We start from the raw sequence: 22,980 nt of genomic DNA on the forward strand, positions 1-22,980 counted from the left end.
TTGCGTCTTCGCTACCGGGTGTGCCAGCGATCCAGAATGTAGCGGCTTACCATCAGGTCCAGATGTGCCCCGCCGCCATTCTTGAATAGCGTGATTTCATCGTCGGACTGCCGATCAAACGCAGCAAGATCATAGTAGTCCGCGACGATATCCGCCTGTGTGATCACACCCCGCGCAATTGGGTCTTTAATCTCGCCGATATGCCCAACCGTGGTGTCCAGTGAATCGACAAACACCCGCGCCCGCGTCAGCGCAGCATCATCCGCCTCGCGCATGTCAGGCCGGTACGCCCCGATGAGATCCACATGCGTGCCCGGCCGCAGCCATTCTCCCTGTAGCACTGGTTTGGTAGACATGGTCGCGCAACTGACAATGTCGGCTCTGCCCACTGCGCCGGCCAGATCGCTCACCGCAGCAACATGATTATACTCCTCAGCCAGCCCTTCTGCCTTACGCAAGGTTCGGTTCCAGACCTCAAACCGAGCACCCGGAAACGCCGCTGAATACGCCCCGATCAAAGACTGGGCTACGGTGCCGGCTCCTACGATCAGGATCACCTCGCTGTCCGCCCGTGCCAACCGCCGCGCGGCCAAAAGACTGTCCCCGGCGGTCTTCCACTTGGTCACAAGGTGGAAATCTACCACCGCCTGCAACACACCCGCGTCGTCTGAATAAAGCGACACACCGCCATTGACCGACGGCAGGCCCTGAGCCGCGTTACCCGGAAAGATCGTTGCTGATTTCACCGCAAGGCCAAGCCCGTCGATCCAGGCCGCCCGGTTGAGAAGCGTGTCGTTCCCGCGATAAAGAAAACTATCGGCGATTTCGGCCTTCGGCAGGTCGTGCCCCGCCGCAATCGCATCCGTCAGCCCCAGCCAATCAAGTTGCGCTTCGCCTTCGGCAAAAGGGATAAATTCGGGTGTTGTCATGGCTGTCCCCTTTTTTGTTTTTCAGCGCAGCGTTTCTTTTGACGCCGCCCGCATCTCGCGTTCAAGCGCATCCAGAAACCGTGACCGATCTGCTTTCGAAAAGGCCTTGCCGCCGCCTTGCCGGAATGGATCAGCCGCCCTTAAGTCTGTCATCAGGTCACGCGTCGCCAAGACCTGTCCAATATTGCGCGCATCAAGCGCCTCGCCATTGTGCTTGAGCACCCGGGCCCCGTTCTCGACACAGCGCGCCGCCAGCGGAATATCCCCGGTGATCACCACGTCACCATGTCCGGCACGATCCGCGATCCACATATCGGCCACGTCTGGCCCGTCGGGAACGACAACCACCTCGACAAACGGATTATCCGAAAGCCGCAACCCACCATTCGATACAAGGTACATTTGCGCCTTGTGCCGCGTTGCCACGCGTTCGGCCTCGCCCTTTACCGGGCAGGCGTCCGCATCGACGAAAAGCCGGGTCACAGACCTAGCGCGTCCGCGTGAAACGCGATGTGATCTGGGATAAAGGTCGCAACAAAGAAATATGAATGATCGTATCCCTTTTGTATCCGGAAAACCCCATCCTGCCGCCGCGCCGCCATTGCGTGACTCAGCGCTTCGGGCTTGAGAAGATCAAGAAACTGGTCCGATCCCCCTTGATCCACCAACACAGGGCCGTCAAACCCAACCTCCAGCATCTGAACCGTCGCATCATGCCGCGCCCAAGCTGCCTGATCATCACCCAGATAGGCAGACAATTGTTTGCGGCCCCAATCGCTTTGGCTTGGGTTTGCGATCGGCGCAAAGGCCGACACCGACGCGAACCGCCCCGGATGGGCCATGGCCAGCGTCAACGCACCATGCCCGCCCATTGAATGTCCGGTGATCGCCTGACGGTCCAGATCAATGGCAAACTCTGCACCCAAAAGTGCAGGCAATTCTGAAGACACATAATCCCACATCTTGAAATTCGGTGCCCAGGGGTCTTGCGTCGCGTTTACATAGAAACCCGCGCCCTTGCCCAGATCATAGGCGTCGTCATCGGCCACCGTGTCGCCACGTGGGGACGTATCGGGGAACACCACTGCCATCCCTGCGTCAGCGGCAAACCCCTGGGCCGCAGCTTTGGTCATTGCGTTTTCATGTGTGCAGGTCAGCCCCGAAAGGTACCACAAGACTGGGACAGGCCCGTCCTTGGCTTGCGGAGGCATATAGAGTCCGAATGTCATGTCGCATCCGCAGGCGTCAGACGCATGGGAATACACGCCCTGCACACCCCCGAAACACCTGTTCTCCGATACCGTTTCCATGGCGCTCCCTTTCCTAAATCAGAACTTTTGAGATCACGAACGACACTGTCACAATGCTAAGTGCAGTCGAGATCAAGATTGCGGCCGACACGCGTTGCGGGGCCACGTTGTAATGCTGCGCAAGGATGAAGACGTTACCCGCAACAGGCAAGGATGCCGCCGCCACGACGACGCCCGCCTTGTAAGGGTCTGCTGGAAAAAGGAAATAAACCCCAAGCGCCACCGCCGCGGGATGGATTATCAGTTTACAAAAGCTCAACCAGCCCGCGATGTTCAAACGCTCTGCCGATTTGCTGGCCAACGAAGCCCCGATGGCAAACAGCGCCCCCGGCGTTGCGGCGGCACCGAGAATGGACAGGAATTGATTAACCGGTTCCGGGATTGGTGCACCCGTCGCGGACACCATAAAGCCCGCCACAATCGACACGATCATCGGGTTTTTCAGCAGTCCGACACCGACTGTCTTGAAGATGCGCATCGACATCCGGCCTTCGCGCGACCCAACGACAAGGATGACGATCAACGACGAAAACACCACCAGGTCAATGGTCAGGGCAAGAATGATCGGGCCAACAGCCTCTTGTCCCATCAGCAGCGCCAGCATTGGCACACCCAGAAATCCGGTGTTGCCAATAGCAGCAACTTGACCCTCAAACGCTGCGGTTTCGGTATTCATCCCGCGCAAGAATCCGACGGCCATGCCAATGCCATAAACAAAGGCTGTGCCCCATAAATAGCCAGCTGCAAGGCGCCAATCGAAAATCTCAGCAATCGACAGATTTGCGGAAAACCGGAACAGCATGGCCGACAACGCAAAGTAGAATACGAACTTGGTCAGATAGGCAGTCGCTTCCTCAGTGAAAAACCCGATCTTGCCTGCGCCGTAACCTACGGCGATCAGGGCAAAAAACGGCAAGGTCTGAAGGAAGATAGCCAGCATATGTGATGTGTTATCATGCAGACGGGTGGGGTCAATCTCGACAGGGTTCTGTTACCCACCTATATTTTGGCGTGGCTAGGGAATTCTGTTCAGGACGCTTCGCTGACATGAAAGGAACCCTGCATTGCCGACGACACGCTGCCCGCGGCAATCGAGAAGCTCTGCGCAGAAATGTCTGAGATCAACCAGAATATGAAGTATCGCATCTGGGTTCTGATGGTGGCGTAAATCAGCGCGATGGGCATTCTCTTTGAGTTTTTCTGACCGTTTCGAGGCCGAAAACCCCGTAGAAGAATCGCAACTGGCATGCTATATCTCGTGGGATGAATTCCCACGCCCCCAATATACGCGCCTCAATTCAACAGCTTGAGGAAAGCGCGATCAATCGCATTGCTGCAGGAGAGGTGGTTGAACGCCCCTCATCTGCCGTCAAGGAATTGGTCGAAAACGCAATCGACGCAGGTGCGACCCGTATTGATGTGGCGATTGCCGATGGCGGGAAAACTCTGATCCGTGTGACCGATGACGGCTGTGGCATCCCACCTGACGAACTTCCGCTTGCTTTGGCCCGCCACGCGACGTCCAAGATCGACGGATCAGATTTGCTTAACATCCACAGTTTTGGGTTTCGCGGCGAAGCACTGGCGTCGCTCGGTGTGGTCGGCCGCCTGACCCTGACCAGCCGCGCCGAAGGGCACGACGCAGCAGAGCTGTCGGTTACCGGGGGCAAGGTTGATCCGGTCAAACCAGCGGCTCTGTCTAAAGGAACCGTTGTCACCCTACGCAACCTGTTTTTCGCGACCCCTGCGCGTCTGAAATTCCTCCGCTCGGACCGGGCCGAAATGCAAGCGATCTCGGATGTGTTGAAACGTCTGGCGATGGCTGAACCGTCGGTTAGCTTTACCCTGCGCGATGTGTCGGGCGGGGGCGAGGGCCGTGTCACCTTCCGCGCCGACGCAGTGAGCGGCGATCTGTTCGATGCATTGCGCGGTCGTTTGGGTCAGGTTATGGGCCGCGAGTTCATCGAAAATGCGGTGCCTATCGACGCCGACCGCGAGGGTATTCACCTCACTGGCCTCGCCGGTCTGCCGACCTATTCACGCGGTGCGGCCGTAGCGCAGTTTTTGTTCGTCAACGGTCGGCCCGTTCGCGACAAGCTTCTGATCGGTGCGTTGCGTGGGGCTTACGCTGATTTCCTAAGCCGCGACCGGCATCCTGCGGTCGCGCTGTTCATAGACTGCGATCCACATAAGGTGGACGTGAACGTGCACCCTGCGAAATCAGAAGTCCGCTTCCGCGAACCCGGCTTGGTCCGTGGCCTCATCGTCTCGGCTCTGCGTCATGCGTTGGCCGAAGCGGGGCATCGCGCGTCGACCACAGTGGCAGGGGCAACGCTTGGTGCGATGCGTCCTGAAGAGCCTCATGGCCAACCACGCGTATATCAAATGGACCGCCCCAGTTTCGCTGCGAAACAAATCGCGTACCAAGCACAATCGCCCGGTTTTGCAGAAATGCAGCACAGCTATTCCGGGCGTGTGGTCGAAGTTGAAGAAAGCCCGGCACAGTCCGAAGAGCCCCCCCGTGAACACCAGCCATTGGGCGCTGCACGCGGGCATGTGCACGAGAATTATATCATCGCACAGACTGAGAACGGCATCGTCATCGTCGATCAACACGCCGCGCATGAACGTCTGGTCTATGAGAAACTCAAAACCCAAATGGCCGCCAACGGCGTGCCTGCACAGGCTCTTTTAATCCCTGACGTGGTCGAGATGAGCGAGGGCGATAGCGCCCGCTTACTCGACATTGCAGACGATCTCGCGAAAATGGGCCTGACTGTCGAACCCTTTGGCAATGGCGCGGTCGTCGTGCGCGAAACACCTGCCATACTGGGCGAGGTCAATTCCGACGCCTTGCTGCGCGATATCCTCGACGAACTTGACGATCAGGGCGAAGCGCGCGCCGTTCAGGACCGGATCGAAGCGATCCTGTCCCGTGTTGCTTGCCACGGCTCCATCAGATCGGGTCGGCAGATGAGGGCGGAAGAGATGAACGCTTTGTTAAGAGAAATGGAAGCGACGCCTTATTCCGGCCAGTGCAACCACGGCCGCCCCACCTATGTCGAACTAAAACTCAGCGATATCGAAAGACTGTTTGGCCGCACATGATCCAGATTGGCGATCTTACCCTCGACTTGAGCGATCCGGTCATCCTGCTGGCCTTGGCGCTGGGCGGGTTGGTTTTTGTGTTGCTCATCATGTCCCTCATGTCGGCCCGTCGCGCTGCGAAACTGAGCGAGCCGCTTGTTTACCAACTCGCGCAGGTGGGCCAACGCGTTCAAAGCCTGAGCGATGGACAGGAGCGGCTGTCCGGGGGGCTGACACATGTCAGCGAAGCGCAGGCGCAAAGCCAGACTGCGATGCTGCAACTGATGGAGCGCCGTTTGGCACAAGTGCAAGAGCAGATGAACGAAAACTTGCACGGGTCATCAAGGCGCACGGCGCAAAGCCTAGGTGACTTGCAACAACGGTTGCAGAGCATCGACAAGGCGCAGGAGAACATCACCAAGCTGTCAGGCGATGTGCTTTCGTTGCAGGACATCCTGTCCAACAAACAGACCCGTGGGGCGTTTGGTGAAATCCAGTTGACCGATATCGTCAGCAAGGCTTTGCCCAAGGACAGCTATGATTTGCAAGCGACCTTGTCGAACGGCAAGCGTGCGGATTGTCTGATCCATCTGCCGAACCCGCCCGGTCCGATTGCGATCGACAGCAAGTTTCCGTTGGAAGCCTACGAGCAGCTTCGCCGTGCCGAGACGCAGGATCAGTTGAACCGCGCGGCGCAGCAGCTTCGGCTTTCGCTGCGAAAGCACATCAAGGACATTTCCGAGAAATACATTATTGAAGGTGAGACCGCCGATGGGGCGCTCATGTTCCTACCGTCAGAGGGGGTCTATGCTGAACTGCATGCCAATTTTCCCGAAGTGGTGCGTGATGGGTTCGCGGCGCGGGTGTGGATCGTGTCACCGACGACCTGCATGGCCACGCTGGACACGATGCGCGCCATTTTGAAAGATGCGCGTATGCAGGAACAGGCGGGTGCGATACGCAAGGAACTTGGGCTGCTTTATGCAGATGTGGACCGGCTGGGCAATCGGGTGGAAAACCTGGATCGGCATTTTGGACAAGCGGCCAAGGACATCGCAGATATCAAGATCAGCGCTGATAAGGCCGGGCGTCGGGCGCGACGGTTGGACAATTTCGACTTTGAAGAGTTGTCGAAAGACGATCCAACGCCAGTTGTGCAACTGGCTAAGCCGCCGGGCGGATAGGTCAGTAATCGTACCCAATTGTTTCGCACGCGAAACATTGGGTCCGCTTCGGACCTTTTAAGGTTTTGTTAAGGTTGGGGTTTCACGCGATTTTGGCGCAAGATCTCCAAAGATCTACGACCCTGGTTTCGTCCTTGGTGATCGTCACAAACTGGTCTGACCCTATGGCATTCCAACCGTCACGCGTCGGTTCCAGCGGCTCTGATGCAAGGATATGGCTGCCGTCTTCGTTCTGTTTCACATAAAGAGTTGGCGCGCGGTTGTCGGTGGCATGCCGAAACGCATATAGCGTTTGGCCATCACTGAGTACGCAGGTTGTGCGTAAGGCTGTGGGCGCACCGCTGCCCCGGCCATGTGTGTGCAGCAGGTCTAGCACACGACGCACCGCTCCGTATGGGTCGTCCTGAAGTCCATTCGCCAGCAAGAGCAGAAATATCAGCTCTGAATCCGTTGTTCCTCGACGCGCTGCATAGAGATTATCAGGCAACGTCGCTTCCAACGGGCGGCGGATCGTTTCGATCTGGGGAACCTGTCCATTGTGCATGAAGGACCAGTTTCCAACCGCAAAAGGATGGCAGTTCACCCGAGATGTTTCGCCCGAAGTCGACGCACGCACATGAGCCAAAAACAGGGGTGATCGGATCATTCTGCACAGGCTGAGCAGATTGCCATCCGACCATGCCGGAAGCACGTCGGGATACAGGCCCATGTCCCGGCTGTCGTCGTACCATGCAAAGCCGAACCCATCGCCCTGCACAGTCAGTTTCGCCTCGGTCGCGTGGATGCTTTGTTCAAGCAGAGAATGAGATGGGTCTACAATGACCTGCGACAGCGCAACTGGCGGTCCTATATATGCGGCGAGGCGACACATTAGTGGCGCGATTCCATTTTGGCGTGCATCCTGCGAATAATGCGGCTGGCGGAGGTTTCACACATCGCCGGGATGACGGCATGGATAAGGGCGGCACCGGCCGCTACGGCAAGCCAGAATGCAAAACCAGCGGCAAAGCGCATATGCTCGAAATAAGTTTCGTCCACAGTTTCCGGGTGTTTGATGAAAACCTTGTCTAGGAAGGAGCTGGTGTCTGCCATTGATCTTGCCCTCTGTTGGTGCGTTCCGTGAGTAGGGAAAGAATGTCAAATATCGCTGGAGTATTCTTCCCAAATTTCTTAGTAAACTTGCAGGATATTGGGAAAAATTCTTGTAGAAATGCAAAGTATAGATAACTTTGACAAGTCTATCCTCCGAATCTTGCAACGGGATGCCAGCCTGAGCGTTGAGGCCATCGCCGATCAGGTCGCGCTGTCGCGCAATGCCTGCTGGCGACGGATCAAGATGATGGAAGAGGCTGGAATCATCACCGGGCGTGTGGCGCTTGCCGATCCGGCCAAGTTGGGCTGCCCGCTTGAAGTGATGGTGATGATCCGTGCCGGACAGCATGATGCGAAATGGCTTGAAGCGTTTCACAAGACGGTGCGGGCCATGCCCGAAGTTGTTGGTGCCTACCGAATGAGCGGCGATCTGGATTACCTGCTGCGAGTCCGGGTGGCCGATGTTCCCGCCTATGATGCATTTTACAAGCGCGTGATCGCGCGGATTCCGCTCTCGGATATGTCGGCCAGTTTCGTTATGGAAGAGATCAAGGAAACCACTGCCTTGCCGATCTGAAAGGGGCTGCCCGATGAGTCAGGATATCCAGACCACAGCCGAAGCTGTCGAAGCCGAGGCGCTGCCCCGTCAGGTCGACACGCATGCCAAAGGGTGCGGAGAAAATGGTGTAAAGCCTCTGCCCGACGCGGTGACCCGTAAGGCGATGAAGCAGAAAAGCGCGGCTGAATGGGCTTATGAACGGCTGATCCTGTATATCCAGAATTTCGAAGAACAGCTCGACAACGAACACGAGGTTGCGATGGGCTTTGCCGGGAATGAAACCGGTGTTCTGCGAATCGAAGGGCTGGGGTATTTTGATCCCGACATCGTCACGTTTTACGGCACAGATGCATCGGGTGGTCGAATGCAACTGATACAGCATGTATCGCAGCTGAACGTGGCGCTGCGCGCTTTGCCAATTCCGCGCGAAGACATTGAGCCGCGCCGCATCGGATTTCAGCTTGCAGCAGAACTGGAACAATCTGAGTGAACCGCGACACACTGCGCGCTTGGCATGGGTGACAGGGTCGGGCAAATCGGGTAGCGACGAGAAAACATTTGTAAGGGATGTCTCAAATGGCTGAACACAAGCACGGTACAATGGACACGACCACGCAGGAAAAGACATTTGACGGATTTATCCGCTGGTCGGTTCGGGTTGCGGTCTTTTCGATCGGGATTCTGATCTTCCTCGCGATCTTTAACTCCTGATCGACGACACGAGGCCGATATGACCCTGATGTTGCGTGCCCTCGCCGGGGTTTTTGTATTGGTCCTTGCTGGTTGTGGCGGTGGGCCGGCTGACATGCGGCCCGATGCGTCAGCCGAGGTGATCAGCAGCGCGTCTTATCGGCATCCGGGGCCACCGGCGCTCACGCTTTACACAATGATCAACAACCGGTCGGGTGCAGGCGCGCATACCAGCCTGATGATCAATGGTTCGCAGCGTGTGATCTTTGATCCGGCTGGTACTGTGCGCCTAAGCGCGGTGCCTGAGCGGGGTGATGTTCTTTATGGTATCACACCCGGCGTGGCAGATTTCTATGCGCGTGCACATGCGCGTGAAACATATCATGTTGTAATCCAGCGGATCGAAGTGTCACCCGAGGTGGCAGAACGCGCGATGCGTCTCGCGATTTCAAATGGTCCAGTCGCTTCGGCGCAATGCGCGCTGAGCACCGCTGCGATTTTGCGACAGCTTCTTGGGTTCGAGACGGTTGGATCGACCTGGTTCCCGAAAAAGCTGATGGACAGTTTCGCGACATTGCCCGGTGTGCAGACCACTAGAATTTTCGAGAATGACGATGACGACAAGGCGGTTGCCATCGCGCAGTTTGAACAGGCGGTCGTTGGTCAGTGACCGCTAAAGCACTGTGCTGAGCGTTACCAGAACGGCGGCGCCAACGCCCATTGCAGCGAAGACGTTCTTGGTCAGATACCCCACCGCAAAGGTCGCCGCTGCCGCAGTGAGTCGCGTGACGTCAGGTTCGCCGCCTGTGGCGGTCGGCCAAAGTACGAGTGGCGCGACCAATGCGGGAATCACGGCAACAGCTGTGTAGCGCAGATGCCGGAGCAGCCATTCCGGCATTGCACGGTCCCCGACCAGCCCCAGAAACGCAAAGCGCAGGCCAAAGCTTCCCAGTCCAACCGCAATGATGATTGTCCAAAGCTCGGTTGTTTCGGTCATATCTTTATCCCCAACCGCACCTCGGCCTGTGCACCCGCGATCATGCCGCCAAGGCCCGCCACCAACAGCCCTGCGTTGAACGGCAGCCATGCAAAGGCCAGCGCCAAAACGACTGACGTCAGTGCCGCGATCCGGTGCGCCGGGGTGCGCAGCATTGGTCCGATCATCGCGAGAAAGGCGATGGGCAGCGCAAAGTCGAGGCCAAGGTTGGTCGGGATGCTTTCGCCCAGCAGCGCGCCGAGCAACGTAAAGGCGTACCAAGGTGGGCAGATCGGGGTCGTGACCCCCATGAAATAAGCGAATTTCTGAGAGTTGGTCTGATCTGGCGCTTTTTCATATTCGAGGATCGACTGCGCATAGGTTTGATCGACCAAAAAATATGCTGCGATCCCGCGTTTCCAAAGCGGCAGTGGTCCCAGATGCGGGGTAATCGACGCGGAATACATCGCCATTCGCAGGTTCACGGCTAAGGCCGACGCGATGACCACCAAGGTCGGTGCGTTTTCGTTCAGCAATTGCAGCGCGGTGAATTGTGCTGCGCCTGCGATCACCACAATGGAAAAGCCCATGGTTTCGTGCACGGCCAGCCCGGCCTCGGTTGCCAGCACACCAAAGAGCATGGCAAATGGCCCGACCACGGCCAGAAACGGCAACCCGTCACGGACGCCTCGCCAGTAGCTTGACATTGCGGTCCCTGCCGCCATCACTGTGCCTCGTCTGCTGTGTTCGGACCGGACGTAGCCGTGGACGAGGGGAGATGCAATCTATGCCAGATGACTCGGGGCCGGACTATTTGATCGCTCCTGATCCGGGTGCTGCGCGCCTGACCCGTCGGGTGTTGGGCACCGATCATACAGGTGCTGAGACCGAGATAAGCGTGGTCGAGGAACGCCCTTTGACGATTTTCCTCAACAGTCAGGAAATCGTGACGGCGATGACGATTGGGGATTACCCAGAATATCTGGCGGTCGGATTCCTTCGCAATCAGGGCATGTTGCGCGACGACGATGTGGTAACGCAGGTTGACTATGACGACGACCTTGAGGTCGTTGTTGTGCGCACCGAACGGCAAACCAGCTACGAAGACAAGGTCAAGAAAAAGACCCGTACCAGCGGTTGCGCGGTGGGCACCGTGTTTGGGGATATGATGGAAGGGGTGGACAAGGTTGTGTTGCCCGCGACCGAATTGCGGACATCTTGGCTTTATGCGCTTGCGCACAAGATCAACACGACGCCCTCTTTGTACCTTGAGGCGGGAGCAATTCATGGCACCGTTCTTTGCCATCAGGACCGGCCGTTGGTCTACATGGAGGACGTTGGCCGTCATAACGCCGTCGACAAGATCGCCGGTTGGATGTTTCAGGAAGGCGTCGGGCCAGAAGATAAAATTCTCTACACGACCGGACGACTGACCTCGGAAATGGTGATCAAGACGGCATTGATGGGTATCCCGGTTCTGGCCTCGCGGTCGGGCTTCACTGCTTGGGGCGTTGAAATCGCGCGGCAGGTTGGGCTGACCTGCATCGGTCGGATGCGCGGAAAGCGGTTTGTGTGTCTCTCGGGCGAGGACCGGTTAGTGCGTGATATGGACCCCGATAGCGTCCCCGAGGAAGCCAAGAAAAGCCGCAGGAAGAGCGCGGAATGATGAAACCTCTGGGTGTCATCCTTGCTGGCGGATTGGCCACGCGTATGGGCGGAGGAGACAAGGCGTTGCTGTCAATCGGTGGCCAGACCTTGTTGCAGCGCGTGATAGACCGTTTGCAGCCGCAAGTGGCGGGATTAGCGCTCAATGCCAACGGCGATACAACGCGGTTCGATGGGTTCGGACTGCCGGTGCTGGCCGACAGCATAGCAGGGTTTCCGGGGCCTTTGGCAGGTGTTTTGGCGGGCCTTGACTGGGCCGCAGAGCAGGGGGCAGACAGCATCGTAACAGTCGCTGCCGATACGCCGTTCTTTCCCGAAGATCTGGTGGATGTGCTGCAAGCAACGGCTCAAGGCATGACCAACCCGCTGGTTCTTGCTGCGACACCGCGCGGCGAAGAGAAAACCAAATCAATGAGCCGCTCGGGCCTGATCCGCCATCCAACCTTTGGCCTTTGGCCGATAGCTCTGCGCGACGACCTTCGGGCGGCGCTTGACGATGGTATCAAAAAGGTTGTGATCTGGACGGAAAAACACAACGGGCGCGAGGCGGTGTTTGACACGAACAATGGCGATCCGTTTTTCAACGTGAACACCCCCGACGACCTGAAAACTGCAGAGGCACTGGCATGAAACTTTACGGTGTGACGGGCTGGAAGAACGCAGGCAAAACGGGGCTTATGGAACGGCTGGTGACAGAAATCACCGGGCGCGGGTTCACGGTGTCGACCGTCAAACATGCGCATCACACGTTCGACGTTGATCACCCCGGTAAAGACAGCCACCGCCACCGCGTGGCAGGTGCAACCGAGGTGCTTTTGGCATCGCGAAACCGGTTTGCGCTGATGCACGAATTGCGCGCCGAGGATGAACCAACTTTGGACGATTTGTTGTCCAAGCTTATGCCCGTCGACCTGGTACTGGTCGAAGGCTACAAACGCGACCGTCACCCCAAGGTCGAAGCGTATCGAGCGGAAACTGGCAACGATCTCATTGCCCCCGGCGACCCGACCATTCGCGCGGTGGCCAGTGACGCGCCGATGAACCTTGACCGTCCGGTGTTTGATCTGAACGACACCACGGCCATTGCCGATTTCATTCTGTCAGAGGTTGGGCTTTGACCGGATTCGATACGATTGCGATCGTTGATTGGTCAGCGGGAAAACGCAAGCCGGCGGCTCCCTCCAAGGATGCCATTTGGATCGGCGTTGCGCGCACGGGCGAGGAACAAGAGCCAGTGTATTGCCGGTCCCGCGTCGACGCAGAGGCATGGCTGACGGCGTTTATGGACGCCGAGGCGCAGGCAGGTCGGAGTGTTTTGATAGGGTTTGATTTTCCGTTTGGCTATCCTCGGGGGTTCGTGAACCATGTCACCGGATCGGATGATCCGCTGGTGTTCTGGGATTGGCTCGAAGGCCGGATCACTGACTCTGAGGCGGGTGAAAACAACCGCTTTGATGTGGCGTCTGAAATCAACCGCCTGTTTGATGGACCGGGACCGTTCTGGGGCAAACCATCCGAAAACGCCTGGCCGGACGTACCGTATCGCAAGGCGGGTATTTCTTACGATATCTGCGCCGAACGACGCGCATGCGACTTGATGGCGAAAGCATCGTCCTCCTGTTTTCAACTTTTCTTTAATCCAACTGTGGGAAGTCAGGCTCTGATGGGTCTGCCCATGCTCGCGCGTTTGCGGCGGCGTGATGGCGTGGCAGTATGGCCCTTTCAGCAATGGTCTGATGCTCAGACCGTGCTGGTCGAGGTTTGGCCGGGTCTCATCGAGGACGCGGTAAAGGAGGGTGACAACGAAGAGATACGAGATTCCCGTCAGGTGCGTTTGCTTGCGCGAGCCTTGGCTGGCCTGCCCCCTGCGCGGTTAGAGGCGATGCTTAGCGACACTGGCACTGCTGCCAGCGAAGAGGCATGGATTCTGGGCACGGGCCATGAAGCAAAGTTGAACACCGCTGCCAAGGGCGCCCAAAGCATGGCACCTCCGCCGCTACGGAACGACTGTTTTGCGTTGCCAACCGGGGTGGACTGGACTCCAGTAGATGACGCTTTGGCATTACTGCGAGACAGGATGAGACCCGTTGTTGACGTCGATTCTGTGCCGCTCATGCAGGCGGTTGGGCGGGTCTTGGCGGTGGATGTTGTTGCCAAGCGATCAAACCCGCCGCATCCGAACACGGCTGTCGATGGCTATGGCTTTTCCGGGGCGGCGATTGGCGATGGGCCACAGGTTTTGCCACTGGTCGATGGCCGTGCGGCGGCGGGTGCCCCTTTCGTAGGAACAGTGCCCAATGGTCATGCGATCCGGGTTCTTACAGGGGCCGATTTGCCCGATGGTGTGGATACAGTTGTGCTCGACGAAGACGTGCGCACCACCGAAGCGCAGGTGGCATTTCATGGCCCTCTAAAACGTGGTGCGAACACGCGGAGGGCCGGAGAGGATGTGATGGTTGGCGATGTGGCGTTGTCTGCAGGACGCGTTCTGACGCCTTCCGATCTGGCACTGTCTGCGGCTGTTGGCTATGGCGCGCTGGACGTTTGCAAACGTCTGCGGGTGGCCGTTCTATCCACTGGGGATGAGATCGTTGAACCCGGTGTGAAGGCGGCGGAAGGGCAGATTTTTGACGCCAACCGGCCGATGTTATTGAGCCTGTGTGCGGGATTTGGGTTTGATATTGTCGATATGGGTCGCGCTGCGGATGATCGAAACGCCGTGCGCACAGCATTGGATGCAGCGGCCGATCAAGCGGATGTGATCCTGACCTCGGGTGGCGCGTCAGCCGGGGATGAAGACCATGTCTCAGCGCTTTTGCGGGAAACCGGCGCGATGCAGGAATGGCGGATCGCGTTGAAGCCGGGCCGTCCGCTCGCCTTGGGTCTGTGGCAGGGCACGCCTGTGTTTGGCCTGCCGGGCAATCCGGTCGCGGCGCTGGTTTGCACGTTGATCTTTGCGCGACCAGCGATGGCAGCGCTGTCCGGGGCGGGATGGGTGGAACCGCAGGCCTTCATGGTGCCCGCTGCGTTTGAGAAGCGGAAAAAGCCGGGAAGACGCGAATACTTGCGGGCGCGCATTCGGGATGGACGGGCAGAAGTCTTCAAATCCGAAGGGTCCGGGCGCATCAGCGGTTTGAGCTGGGCTGAGGGGCTGGTCGAATTGCCAGATGGTGAAGTTCACGTGCAGCCCGGCGATATGGTGCGATACTTGCCGTATGGATCGTTTTCCTGAGCAGTCTGGGTGCGGCGAGGCATCCATTGTTTCCGCAAACGGAAACGTATCGCATTAATCAAACGTGCCAGTCACACGGCCCAGCAACATAAACGCGCGTGCAGTCCGGGTGCCTGCCAGTTCCGAAATCTCAGAGTCGGTCGCGGTTTCCTCGAACCGGGCAAAGCCTTTGTCAAAGAGACGCAGGAAATGGTGTGCGGCATCGCGGAAGATCGGATCCTGTTTCATCCGTCCCGCAGCCAAAGCCAATGACGACCGATCACGCACGCCGCCCAACGCTGCAATTGTGCGCCCCCGTTCCCCTTTGGCAAAGCGCCGCCACAGTTCGGGGCGAGCCATGTCAGGGCGCAGGTCGTCCATGTAAATGCCATCTTGGCTTAAAAGGGTCAGCACATCCTGTGCCGCCTGAACCAGTTGCGCGGATGGGCGGTCTTTCAACGCGCGGCGTAGGGCAGCAAATCCTTCCTGGTCGTCAGCGGTTTCCGGAAAATGCAGCGCGCGAATGAAATCCGAAGTCGATAGCGGCGGCTGCAGTGCCTCGGCTGGTGTGCCAAGGGCCAGCACGGGCTGGTCGCCGGTTTCTGGGTCAGGTGCAGCCGCATGAACCGCGATTTGAGCAGCACGGGTCGACGTGAACATAGCCAGTGTCGTTTCAGCCTTTTTCTGGGCGTCGGAAATCTCGTCCAGCTTTTTCACGATGGACGGATGCGGTTGCTGGTCGCGGCCGCCGGCCTGATTTTGGGTGATATAAGCATGGCGGATTGCATCAATGGCGGTTTGCAGCCGCGCGCTTTCCTCCCGCATGATCCGCGAGGATCGCGTGCCAAGAGCGGCGACCCAGATCATCCCGACAGGAAAGAAGATCACCATCAGCGTCAGCAGAAATCGAAGGCCATCCGCGCCATCATTTCCGGAAAACAAAAAGAATGCTGCGGATATGACCAGCCAAATCACACTCAGCGCCGCTGCGGTCAGTTCGATCCCGCTCAGCCCTTTCGTGATCTCTCCAGGGCGGCCTTGGATCGACGTGGGGCTGGGTCTTGGGTCGTTTTGCTGTGTCATGGCGGGGGTCCGACCCATCAAATATATTCGATTTTCAGCACTTCGTAGGATTTCTCGCCGCCAGGCGTGCGTACCTCGACGCTGTCGCCCTCTTCTTTGCCGATCAGGGCGCGGGCGATTGGCGATTTGATGTTCAAAAGGCCTTTTTCGATGTTTGCTTCGTGTTCGCCGACGATCTGCCAAGTCTTTTCTTCGTCGGTGTCTTCGTCCACGAGTGTGACCGTCGCGCCGAACTTGATCGGTCCATTCAGCTTCGTAGGGTCAATCACTTCGACAAGGCTTAGCACGCCTTCGAGCTCCTTGATCCGGCCTTCGATAAAGCCCTGTTTTTCACGCGCAGAATGGTATTCCGCGTTTTCTTTGAGATCGCCCAGTTCACGCGCTTCGGCGATTGCGCGGATCACGGACGGTCGCTCTTCGGATTTGAGCGTTTTCAATTCGGTTTCCAGCGCGGCGTGGCCCGCGCGGGTCATCGGTAGCTTTTCCATGGGGCGTTTCCCTCTTGGTCGGCAGAGCGCGAACTCTGGCACCGGTGTCACATCGGCGCGGTCTAAACATGTCACTTATCTTGGCGCAACAGTGACCTGACCCGTCGTGAAAACGCAAGGGGGCTTGGCAGTTCTGGGCGGGGTGTGGCGCATGAAAATGCAGCATTTCCCTTGGAATGCAGGCTGTAACGCGGTGTCGCAATTGACCACTCGCAGTGTGCGGGTTACGTCACCGGTCAAGTTTTCGACAGGTGAATTTCTAAGAAAGAGCCCAACATGAGCGAACACACGCGCGAAGCGATGGAATATGATGTTGTCATCGTTGGCGCAGGCCCGGCTGGTCTGTCTGCCGCGATCCGTTTGAAACAGCTTGATTCAGAGCTGGACGTGGTAGTCCTTGAAAAGGGCTCTGAGGTGGGTGCGCATATCCTTTCGGGTGCGGTTCTTGATCCGTGTGGCCTGAATGCGCTGATCCCTGATTGGAAAGAAAAAGGCGCGCCGCTGAACGTGCCGGTGAAAGACGATAATTTCTACATGCTGGGTGAGGTGGGCAAAATCCGCATTCCCAATTGGCCGATGCCACCGTTGATGAACAACCACGGCAATTACATCGTATCGATGGGCAATGTGTGCCGCTGGATGGCCGAACAAGCCGAAGAACTGGGTGTCGAGGTGTTTCCTGGCATGTCCTGTTCAGAACTGGTTTACGCCGACGATGGCAGCGTCAAAGGTGTGGTCGCGGGTGAATTCGGCAAAAATGCTGATGGCACGCCTGGGCCGGGTTATGAACCGGGAATGGAATTGCACGGCAAATACGTGTTCCTTGGCGAAGGCGTGCGTGGCAGCCTGTCGAAAGAGGTGATCGAGAAATTCGACCTGTCCAACGGCAAGGAGCCGCAGAAATACGGTCTTGGCATGAAAGAGATCTGGGAAATCGATCCGGCCAAGCACAAGGAAGGGTCTGTAACCCACACGATGGGCTGGCCGCTTGGGTCGAATGCCGGTGGTGGATCGTTCATCTATCACTTGGATAACAATCAGGTCTATGTCGGTTTCGTGGTGCACCTGAACTACGAAAATCCTCATCTTTACCCGTACATGGAATTCCAGCGTTTCAAGCATCATCCGATGGTGAAAGAGCTGCTTGATGGTGGCAAACGCGTGGCCTATGGCGCGCGTGCAATTTCCGAAGGCGGGTATCAGTCCATGCCCAAGATGGTGGCACCGGGTGTGGCGCTGTTGGGCTGTTCGGTCGGCATGGTCAACGTGCCGCGCATCAAGGGCAATCACAACGCGATGCTCTCGGGCAAAGCGGCGGCCGAGGCGGCCTACGCTGCTATCAAGGACGGCCGCGCGGCGGATGAATTGAGCGATTACGAAGCAGACGTGCGCGAAGGCGCAATCGGTCAAGATTTGATGAAGGTGCGCAATGTCAAACCGCTCTGGTCTAAGCGCGGTCTTTTGGCATCGCTGACCGTGGGCGGCTTCGACATGTGGACCAACACGCTGGGCTTTTCCGCGTTGGGCACGTTGGGTCACGGAAAATCCGATGCGGAGGCTACGGGCAAGGCATCGAAGTTTGCGCCGATCGATTATCCCAAGCCAGACGGGAAGCTGTCCTTTGATCGTCTGACCAACGTGTCGTTTGCAGCGACCAACCACGAGGAAAGCCAGCCTGCCCATCTCAAGCTCAAGGACGAAGCGATCCCCGTTGCGGTGAACCTACCGAAATACGGTGGTCCGTCAGCGCGCTACTGCCCGGCAGGGGTCTATGAATTTGTGAAGGATGAAAAGGGTGATGATAAATTCGTCATCAACTTCCAGAACTGCGTCCACTGCAAAACCTGCGATATCAAAGACCCAAGCCAGAATATCAACTGGACGGTGCCGCAGGGCGGGGACGGTCCGAACTACCCTAATATGTAAAGCAATGAGGCCGGGCAAACGCCCGGCCTTTTGCGTTGGTTGCGTGTGTGCAGGCTGCGCGCTACGCTTTTCAAAATTAGCCTTCTGCAAGGAGAGATACATGGCGCATTCGAGCATGAAGCGGCTATTGGGATCGGCAGCGCTGGCGCTTTGCCTGATGACGCCAGGTGGCGCTTTCGCCAATAGCCTTTCGGGCGATTATCTTGCAGGGCGGCAGGCCAGTTTCGCGGGCGATATTCAGGCTGCCGCGCGATACTATGGCCGTGCTGTGATGGGCGATCCGGAAAACCCTGTGATCCTCGAACGGGCTGCCTTGGCCGAGATTTCGCTGGGCGACGTTGAACGCGCGGCGGCGTTGGCGAACAAGCTCGTCAATGACGGCCACAGAAGCCAGGTTGCGCACATGGCGATTGTGGCGCAGCACGCCAAGGCCGAAGATTATGAAACGCTGATTACACAGGTGAATGACGATCGCGGCGTTGGCCCCTTGGTGGATGGCCTTTTGGTGGCTTGGTCCCAGCTTGGCATGGGCGATATGTCCGCGGCGCTGGTGCAGTTTGATGAACTTGCCAAGCAGCAAGGGCTTCGAAACTTTGCCATGTATCACAAGGCGTTGGCGCTTGGGTCGGTGGGTGATTTCGAAAGTGCGGCTGAAATCCTCAAAGATGCGGGGACAGGTGGGATGCAACTGACCCGTCGCGGAGTGATGGCCCATGTCGAAGTGCTCAGCCAGCTTGATCGCAAAGAGGATGCGCTGACCCTGATCGAAACTGCGTTCGGCGGTGATCTTGACCCCGGTCTGGCCGAAATGCGCACCGCGCTTGAAACGGGCGAGGCGTTGCCATTCACCCATATCCGCGGGTCGCGTGATGGTCTGGCAGAGGTGTTTTATACCCTGGCTGCTGCGCTTGCGAACGAAGCGAATGATGAATTTACGCTGCTGTACACGCGGATTGCGGAATACCTCCGGCCCGATCATATTGACTCGATTCTGCTGACAGCCAGCCTGTTGGACGAATTGGGCCAATCCGATTTGGCGGTCAAAGCCTATGCGGAGGTGCCGCAGGATCATCCGGCCTATCACGCTGCCGAACTTGGTCGTGCCGCCGCGTTGCGTGACAGCGACAAAGTGGATGCCGCTGTGGAAGTGCTGCAGCGTCTGTCCAAGACCCATGGCGATCAGCCCATCGTGCATTCGACATTGGGTGACACGATGCGCCAGCTTGAACGCTATGAAGAGGCTGCTGAGGCCTACACCACGGCACTGGCTCTGTTTGAGGAAGAAACCGTTAGCCAGTGGTTCCTGCACTATGCCCGCGCCATTTGTTACGAGCGTCTTGATCGCTGGGACGACGCAGAGGCCGATTTCCGTGCCGCACTGGAGCTAAACCCGGAACAGCCTCAGGTTTTGAATTACTTGGGCTATTCGCTGGTTGAAAAGAAAATCAAGCTGGACGAGGCGCTTGATATGATCGAACGCGCTGCTGCGGCCCGGCCTGAAAGCGGCTATATCATCGACTCGCTGGGTTGGGTGCTTTACCGCCTCGGGCGCTATGAAGAGGCCGTGGGTCATATGGAACGCGCGGCAGAGTTGATGCCGGTTGACCCAATCGTCAATGACCACCTCGGTGATGTGTATTGGGCGGTGGGCCGCAAGACCGAAGCGCGGTTCCAGTGGCGTCGGGCACTCTCGTTCATCGTTTATGGATCGACGGCCGAAGAGGTGGATGCAGACCGTATTCGCGCCAAGCTGGATGTGGGTCTGGATCAGGTGCTCGCCGAGGAAGGGGCACCACCGTTGCAGGTGGCGAATGACGACGGTTAACGTCTTTGCGCCAGCCAAGATCAATCTGGCACTGCATGTCACCGGCCAAAGGGCCGATGGTTATCATGTTCTTGATTCGCTGGTCACCTTTGCATCAGCAGGGGATCGGCTAGAGATTGTGACGGGCAACGCGTTGTCCCTGACAGTTGAAGGTCCCGAGGCGGCCGGGGTTCCTGCGGATATGAACAATCTCGCCCTGCGCGCTGCGGCATTGGTTCAGCGAGATGGGGTCGCGTTGCGGTTGGAAAAGTACTTGCCGTCTGCCTCCGGAATCGGTGGTGGGTCGGCTGATGCGGCCGCGGCATGGCGTGGCATGGTCTGCCTTGACGAAGCCCGCACTAAATCTTTGGCGGCTGCGCCGCTTGAGGTGCTTGGTCAGCACATGGAAGAACTGACCCGCCTAGGGGCTGATGTGCCCATGTGCATTGCCTGCAAACCTATGCGCGCCAAAGGCATCGGAGATCAGCTTGATGTCGTTCCGCTTCCGACACTTTTTGCGGTGCTGGTCAATCCGCGCGTTCCGGTGACCACGCCGTCGGTGTTCAAGGCATTAGCAGTCAAGAACAATCCGCCGATGCCGGATAGTATCCCCGCGTTTACAGATGCGGCTGCACTGATCAATTGGCTTGGCGATATGCGCAATGATCTAGAGGTGTCGGCGCTAAAGGTGCAGCCAGCCATTGGCGATGTTCTCAGCGCCCTTGCCGCCCAAGACGGGTGTGGTCTGGCGCGCATGTCGGGTTCAGGGGCTACCTGTTTTGGACTGTTCGATACCGAAGCAGCAGCAAAAAAATCTGCGCGGCGGCTTTACCACGCGCACCCTGATTGGTGGGTTGCTGGCTGCGTTCTGAGTGATCAGTTTGACGCAGCCTTGCCAAAGGTCAGTTAACTCGCGCGACCACGTAGTCGGCCAGATCGTCGAGCATGTCGCGGATCGGGTGCTTGGGCAGTGTCGCAAGAGCGGCGCGCGCCTTGGCAATCCAGTTGTTGGCCTCGGAGCGCGTCGCCTCAAGCGTGCCATGCTTGTTCAGAAGCGCAATCGCGTGCTCCAGATCGCCGTCTTCCTGACGACCTTTTTCGATGGTGCGCTTCCAGAAATCACGTTCTTCGTCGTCACCCAGCGCAACGGCTTTAATCACCGGCAGCGTCAGCTTGCGTTCGCGGAAATCGTCCCCGACATTTTTGCCTGTCGCGTCTGATCCCCAGTAATCCAGAAGGTCATCCACGATCTGAAACGCGATGCCCAATGCATCACCATAGTCGAACAGCGCCTTGATTTGCGCCTCATCCATTTCGGCAATCACGCCACCCACTTCGGTTGCTGCCGAAAACAGCGCCGCTGTCTTACCGCGAACCACTTGCAGATAGATGTCCTCGGTCGTGCGCAGATCCTGCGCCGCGGTCATTTGCAACACTTCGCCCTCGGCGATGGTGGCTGCCGCGTCGGACAAGATGCTCAGCACGCGGATGTTGTTGGTTTCCGTCATCAACTGGAACGAACGTGCAAACAGGTAATCGCCGACCAGAACGCTGGATTTATTGTCCCACAGCAGGTTCGCGGTAGGCCGTCCGCGCCGCTTTTCGCTTTCGTCCACCACATCGTCATGGAGCAGTGTCGCAGTGTGGATAAATTCGACCGTTGCCGCCAGTTTGACGTGGTTGTCGCCCTCGTAGCCGCACATCCGCGCTGCTGCGAGCGTCAGCATCGGGCGCAACCGTTTGCCGCCAGCCTCGACCAGGTGCGCCGTTACTTCGGGAATGCGCGGTGCATGTTCCGACGCCATCCGCGTGCGGATCAGCGTGTTCACCTCGGCCATGTCATCCGACAGAATTTCTGCCAGCCGATCATGCGGTTTTTGACTTGGTGTATCCAACATCATCACACTTCCTTCAGGAAGGCTCGACAAAGCGGGCCGGGTGTTCCTACATCATGGTCATGGAAGAGCTTTTGCGCACCAATGACATTACACTGATACCGCTCGCCCGAGCCGTGCTTGAGGACGAGGGTATAGACAGCTTTGAATTGGACGTAAACATGAGCGTCCTCGAAGGGTCTATCGGTATTCTACCGCGCCGCCTGATGGTGCGCAGCGATGAGCTTGATGATGCGAGACGTGTTCTGCGTGAATACGGTGTCAAGTTTGAGGACTGAACCGTTTTCGCGGGACGATCTGACCCATGATGATTTTTTGGGCGGTGCGGTGCGCCTTTGGCAACCCAAAGATGGCTACCGCGCGGGCTTAGACCCGGTTCTGCTAGCTGCATCGATCCCGGCCAAGTCGGAGGAAGCGGTGCTTGAGCTTGGATGTGGGGGCGGTGCCGCACTCGCCTGTCTGGGGGCACGGGTTGTAGGTCTGTCTTGTAAAGGCGTCGAAATGCAACCTGCCTATGCCGATCTGGCGCAGCGCAACTTGGATGACAATGGCCTGATCGGGACGGTGTATTGTGCTGATCTGTCGAATTTGCCAGCTGCAGTGAAATCGGAGCGCTTTGATCATGTGATCGCCAATCCGCCCTATTTCGAAGATTTTCGCGCGGTGGCCCCCCGCCTTGAGGATCGCGCTGTATCACGGTCAGGGGCGTTGCCCTTGGCGAAATGGGTCAGTGTGGCGTCAAAGAGGTTGAAGCCGGGAGGCGTTGCGACCTTCATCCAACGGGCCGACCGGTTGCCCGAATTGATGAGCGCATTTGTCACCAGCCTTGGCGCGCTTGAGCTTTGGCCTATTCATCCGCGAACCCACCGCGCGGCGCGGTTGGTTCTCTTGCGAGGCCGAAAAGAGCGGAGGGCGGCGTTTGTGTCGCACCCTCCACTTGTGCTGCATCGCGGCGAAAGCCACGAAAGAGACGGTGATTCGTATACAGACGTCGTGACAAAGGTTTTACGCACGCCACAGTCGTTGCCATTTCCGGATCAATTTCGCCGACAAACCCAGCATGGTTAGCCAGAATTCACTT

The 22,980-nt window shown here is 57.9% G+C and carries 26 protein-coding genes; 15 read left to right on the forward strand and 11 right to left on the reverse strand.

Translation table 11 applies throughout. The features are described 5' to 3' along the window. Positions 1–11 precede the first annotated feature (11 nt). From ACTG4M_RS06480 to ACTG4M_RS06495, 4 genes are read right to left on the reverse strand one after another with little or no spacing between them, the layout of a single operon-like run. On the reverse strand, positions 12–929 hold the full coding sequence (locus tag ACTG4M_RS06480) for an ornithine cyclodeaminase family protein (RefSeq protein WP_439122830.1): 918 nt from the start codon (positions 927–929) through the stop codon (positions 12–14). A 21-nt stretch (positions 930–950) separates the two neighbouring features. After that, complete coding sequence (locus tag ACTG4M_RS06485; protein ID WP_439122831.1) at positions 951–1,412, reverse strand: YaiI/YqxD family protein; 462 nt, start codon at positions 1,410–1,412, stop codon at positions 951–953. Next, a complete protein-coding gene (fghA, locus tag ACTG4M_RS06490) occupies positions 1,409–2,239 on the reverse strand; it encodes an S-formylglutathione hydrolase (protein WP_439122832.1) in 831 nt (276 codons plus the stop codon). Before fghA ends, ACTG4M_RS06485 begins: the two co-directional genes overlap by 4 nt. 13 nt (positions 2,240–2,252) lie before the next feature. After that, the gene (locus ACTG4M_RS06495) at positions 2,253–3,179 is read right to left on the reverse strand and encodes an AEC family transporter (RefSeq protein ID WP_439122833.1); all 927 of its coding nucleotides are present in this window, start codon (positions 3,177–3,179) and stop codon (positions 2,253–2,255) included. A gap of 323 nt (positions 3,180–3,502) precedes the next feature. On the opposite strand from ACTG4M_RS06495, the gene mutL reads away from it, so the two are divergent. Next, positions 3,503–5,347, forward strand: coding sequence for a DNA mismatch repair endonuclease MutL (gene mutL / locus ACTG4M_RS06500; protein WP_439122834.1), 1,845 nt, complete (start codon positions 3,503–3,505; stop codon positions 5,345–5,347). Then, complete coding sequence (locus ACTG4M_RS06505; RefSeq protein ID WP_439122835.1) at positions 5,344–6,510, forward strand: DNA recombination protein RmuC; 1,167 nt, start codon at positions 5,344–5,346, stop codon at positions 6,508–6,510. Before mutL ends, ACTG4M_RS06505 begins: the two co-directional genes overlap by 4 nt. A gap of 82 nt (positions 6,511–6,592) precedes the next feature. On the opposite strand, the gene ACTG4M_RS06510 is transcribed toward ACTG4M_RS06505, so the two are convergent. Next, positions 6,593–7,381: a class II glutamine amidotransferase gene (locus ACTG4M_RS06510; RefSeq protein ID WP_439122836.1), complete on the reverse strand. Its 789-nt coding sequence runs from the start codon at positions 7,379–7,381 to the stop codon at positions 6,593–6,595. Continuing rightward, positions 7,381–7,602, reverse strand: a complete 222-nt coding sequence (locus ACTG4M_RS06515; RefSeq protein ID WP_439122837.1) for a DUF6356 family protein — start codon at positions 7,600–7,602, stop codon at positions 7,381–7,383. The genes ACTG4M_RS06510 and ACTG4M_RS06515 overlap by 1 nt, the downstream gene beginning before the upstream one ends. 118 nt (positions 7,603–7,720) lie before the next feature. On the opposite strand from ACTG4M_RS06515, the gene ACTG4M_RS06520 reads away from it, so the two are divergent. The 4 genes from ACTG4M_RS06520 (at position 7,721) to ACTG4M_RS06535 (ending at position 9,521) form a co-directional block, all read left to right on the forward strand. Further along, positions 7,721–8,179 (forward strand): Lrp/AsnC family transcriptional regulator, encoded by a 459-nt coding sequence (locus ACTG4M_RS06520; protein WP_439122838.1) that lies wholly within the window; start codon positions 7,721–7,723, stop codon positions 8,177–8,179. A 13-nt stretch (positions 8,180–8,192) separates the two neighbouring features. Then, the gene (locus ACTG4M_RS06525; RefSeq protein ID WP_439122839.1) at positions 8,193–8,651 is read left to right on the forward strand and encodes a DUF6173 family protein; all 459 of its coding nucleotides are present in this window, start codon (positions 8,193–8,195) and stop codon (positions 8,649–8,651) included. A gap of 86 nt (positions 8,652–8,737) precedes the next feature. After that, positions 8,738–8,872 carry an aa3-type cytochrome c oxidase subunit IV gene (locus ACTG4M_RS06530; RefSeq protein WP_439122840.1) on the forward strand — a complete coding sequence of 45 codons (135 nt, stop codon included), beginning with the start codon at positions 8,738–8,740 and terminating at the stop codon, positions 8,870–8,872. 19 nt (positions 8,873–8,891) lie between these two features. Continuing rightward, positions 8,892–9,521, forward strand: a complete 630-nt coding sequence (locus ACTG4M_RS06535; protein ID WP_439122841.1) for a hypothetical protein — start codon at positions 8,892–8,894, stop codon at positions 9,519–9,521. Positions 9,522–9,524: 3 nt separating this feature from the next. On the opposite strand, the gene ACTG4M_RS06540 is transcribed toward ACTG4M_RS06535, so the two are convergent. Together ACTG4M_RS06540 and ACTG4M_RS06545 are read right to left on the reverse strand one after the other, a co-directional pair. Further along, positions 9,525–9,848: an AzlD domain-containing protein gene (locus ACTG4M_RS06540; protein WP_439122842.1), complete on the reverse strand. Its 324-nt coding sequence runs from the start codon at positions 9,846–9,848 to the stop codon at positions 9,525–9,527. Further along, positions 9,845–10,552, reverse strand: coding sequence for an AzlC family ABC transporter permease (locus tag ACTG4M_RS06545; RefSeq protein WP_439122843.1), 708 nt, complete (start codon positions 10,550–10,552; stop codon positions 9,845–9,847). The genes ACTG4M_RS06540 and ACTG4M_RS06545 overlap by 4 nt, the downstream gene beginning before the upstream one ends. Positions 10,553–10,614: 62 nt before the next feature. On the opposite strand from ACTG4M_RS06545, the gene ACTG4M_RS06550 reads away from it, so the two are divergent. The 4 genes from ACTG4M_RS06550 to ACTG4M_RS06565 are packed head-to-tail and all read left to right on the forward strand — an operon-like array spanning position 10,615 to position 14,724. Continuing rightward, positions 10,615–11,493 carry a formate dehydrogenase accessory sulfurtransferase FdhD gene (locus ACTG4M_RS06550; RefSeq protein WP_439122844.1) on the forward strand — a complete coding sequence of 293 codons (879 nt, stop codon included), beginning with the start codon at positions 10,615–10,617 and terminating at the stop codon, positions 11,491–11,493. Next, positions 11,490–12,122 carry a molybdenum cofactor guanylyltransferase MobA gene (gene mobA / locus ACTG4M_RS06555; RefSeq protein ID WP_439122845.1) on the forward strand — a complete coding sequence of 211 codons (633 nt, stop codon included), beginning with the start codon at positions 11,490–11,492 and terminating at the stop codon, positions 12,120–12,122. The genes ACTG4M_RS06550 and mobA overlap by 4 nt, the downstream gene beginning before the upstream one ends. Further along, on the forward strand, positions 12,119–12,610 hold the full coding sequence (gene mobB / locus ACTG4M_RS06560) for a molybdopterin-guanine dinucleotide biosynthesis protein B (RefSeq protein ID WP_439122846.1): 492 nt from the start codon (positions 12,119–12,121) through the stop codon (positions 12,608–12,610). The genes mobA and mobB overlap by 4 nt, the downstream gene beginning before the upstream one ends. Beyond that, positions 12,607–14,724, forward strand: a complete 2,118-nt coding sequence (locus tag ACTG4M_RS06565) for a molybdopterin-binding protein (protein WP_439122847.1) — start codon at positions 12,607–12,609, stop codon at positions 14,722–14,724. Before mobB ends, ACTG4M_RS06565 begins: the two co-directional genes overlap by 4 nt. 54 nt (positions 14,725–14,778) lie before the next feature. Here the strand turns inward: ACTG4M_RS06565 and ACTG4M_RS06570 are convergent, their stop codons facing one another. Next, entirely contained in the window at positions 14,779–15,786 is a 1,008-nt protein-coding gene (locus ACTG4M_RS06570) for a hypothetical protein (protein ID WP_439122848.1), read from the reverse strand. A gap of 17 nt (positions 15,787–15,803) precedes the next feature. Next, positions 15,804–16,274: a transcription elongation factor GreA gene (greA, locus tag ACTG4M_RS06575; RefSeq protein ID WP_439122849.1), complete on the reverse strand. Its 471-nt coding sequence runs from the start codon at positions 16,272–16,274 to the stop codon at positions 15,804–15,806. 276 nt (positions 16,275–16,550) lie between these two features. Between greA and ACTG4M_RS06580 the strand changes: the two genes are divergently transcribed. The 3 genes from ACTG4M_RS06580 to ACTG4M_RS06590 all read left to right on the forward strand — a co-directional run bounded on the left by ACTG4M_RS06580 (position 16,551) and on the right by ACTG4M_RS06590 (position 20,914). Then, positions 16,551–18,200, forward strand: a complete 1,650-nt coding sequence (locus ACTG4M_RS06580) for a 4Fe-4S dicluster domain-containing protein (protein WP_439122850.1) — start codon at positions 16,551–16,553, stop codon at positions 18,198–18,200. Between the two features lie 100 nt (positions 18,201–18,300). Continuing rightward, entirely contained in the window at positions 18,301–20,025 is a 1,725-nt protein-coding gene (locus ACTG4M_RS06585; RefSeq protein ID WP_439122851.1) for a tetratricopeptide repeat protein, read from the forward strand. Then, positions 20,012–20,914: a 4-(cytidine 5'-diphospho)-2-C-methyl-D-erythritol kinase gene (locus ACTG4M_RS06590; RefSeq protein WP_439122852.1), complete on the forward strand. Its 903-nt coding sequence runs from the start codon at positions 20,012–20,014 to the stop codon at positions 20,912–20,914. The genes ACTG4M_RS06585 and ACTG4M_RS06590 overlap by 14 nt, the downstream gene beginning before the upstream one ends. Here ACTG4M_RS06590 and ACTG4M_RS06595 read toward each other — a convergent pair. After that, positions 20,907–21,905, reverse strand: coding sequence for a polyprenyl synthetase family protein (locus tag ACTG4M_RS06595; protein WP_439122853.1), 999 nt, complete (start codon positions 21,903–21,905; stop codon positions 20,907–20,909). The two genes, ACTG4M_RS06590 and ACTG4M_RS06595, sit on opposite strands and share 8 nt — an antisense overlap. A gap of 56 nt (positions 21,906–21,961) precedes the next feature. Here ACTG4M_RS06595 and ACTG4M_RS06600 point away from each other — a divergent pair, with 56 nt between their 5' ends. After that, a complete protein-coding gene (locus ACTG4M_RS06600; protein WP_439122854.1) occupies positions 21,962–22,177 on the forward strand; it encodes a putative signal transducing protein in 216 nt (71 codons plus the stop codon). Beyond that, the gene (locus ACTG4M_RS06605) at positions 22,167–22,967 is read left to right on the forward strand and encodes a tRNA1(Val) (adenine(37)-N6)-methyltransferase (protein WP_439122855.1); all 801 of its coding nucleotides are present in this window, start codon (positions 22,167–22,169) and stop codon (positions 22,965–22,967) included. Before ACTG4M_RS06600 ends, ACTG4M_RS06605 begins: the two co-directional genes overlap by 11 nt. Positions 22,968–22,980 lie beyond the last annotated feature (13 nt).

The organism is Marivita sp., assembly GCF_965656765.1.
In the GTDB taxonomy this organism is placed as follows: domain Bacteria; phylum Pseudomonadota; class Alphaproteobacteria; order Rhodobacterales; family Rhodobacteraceae; genus Marivita.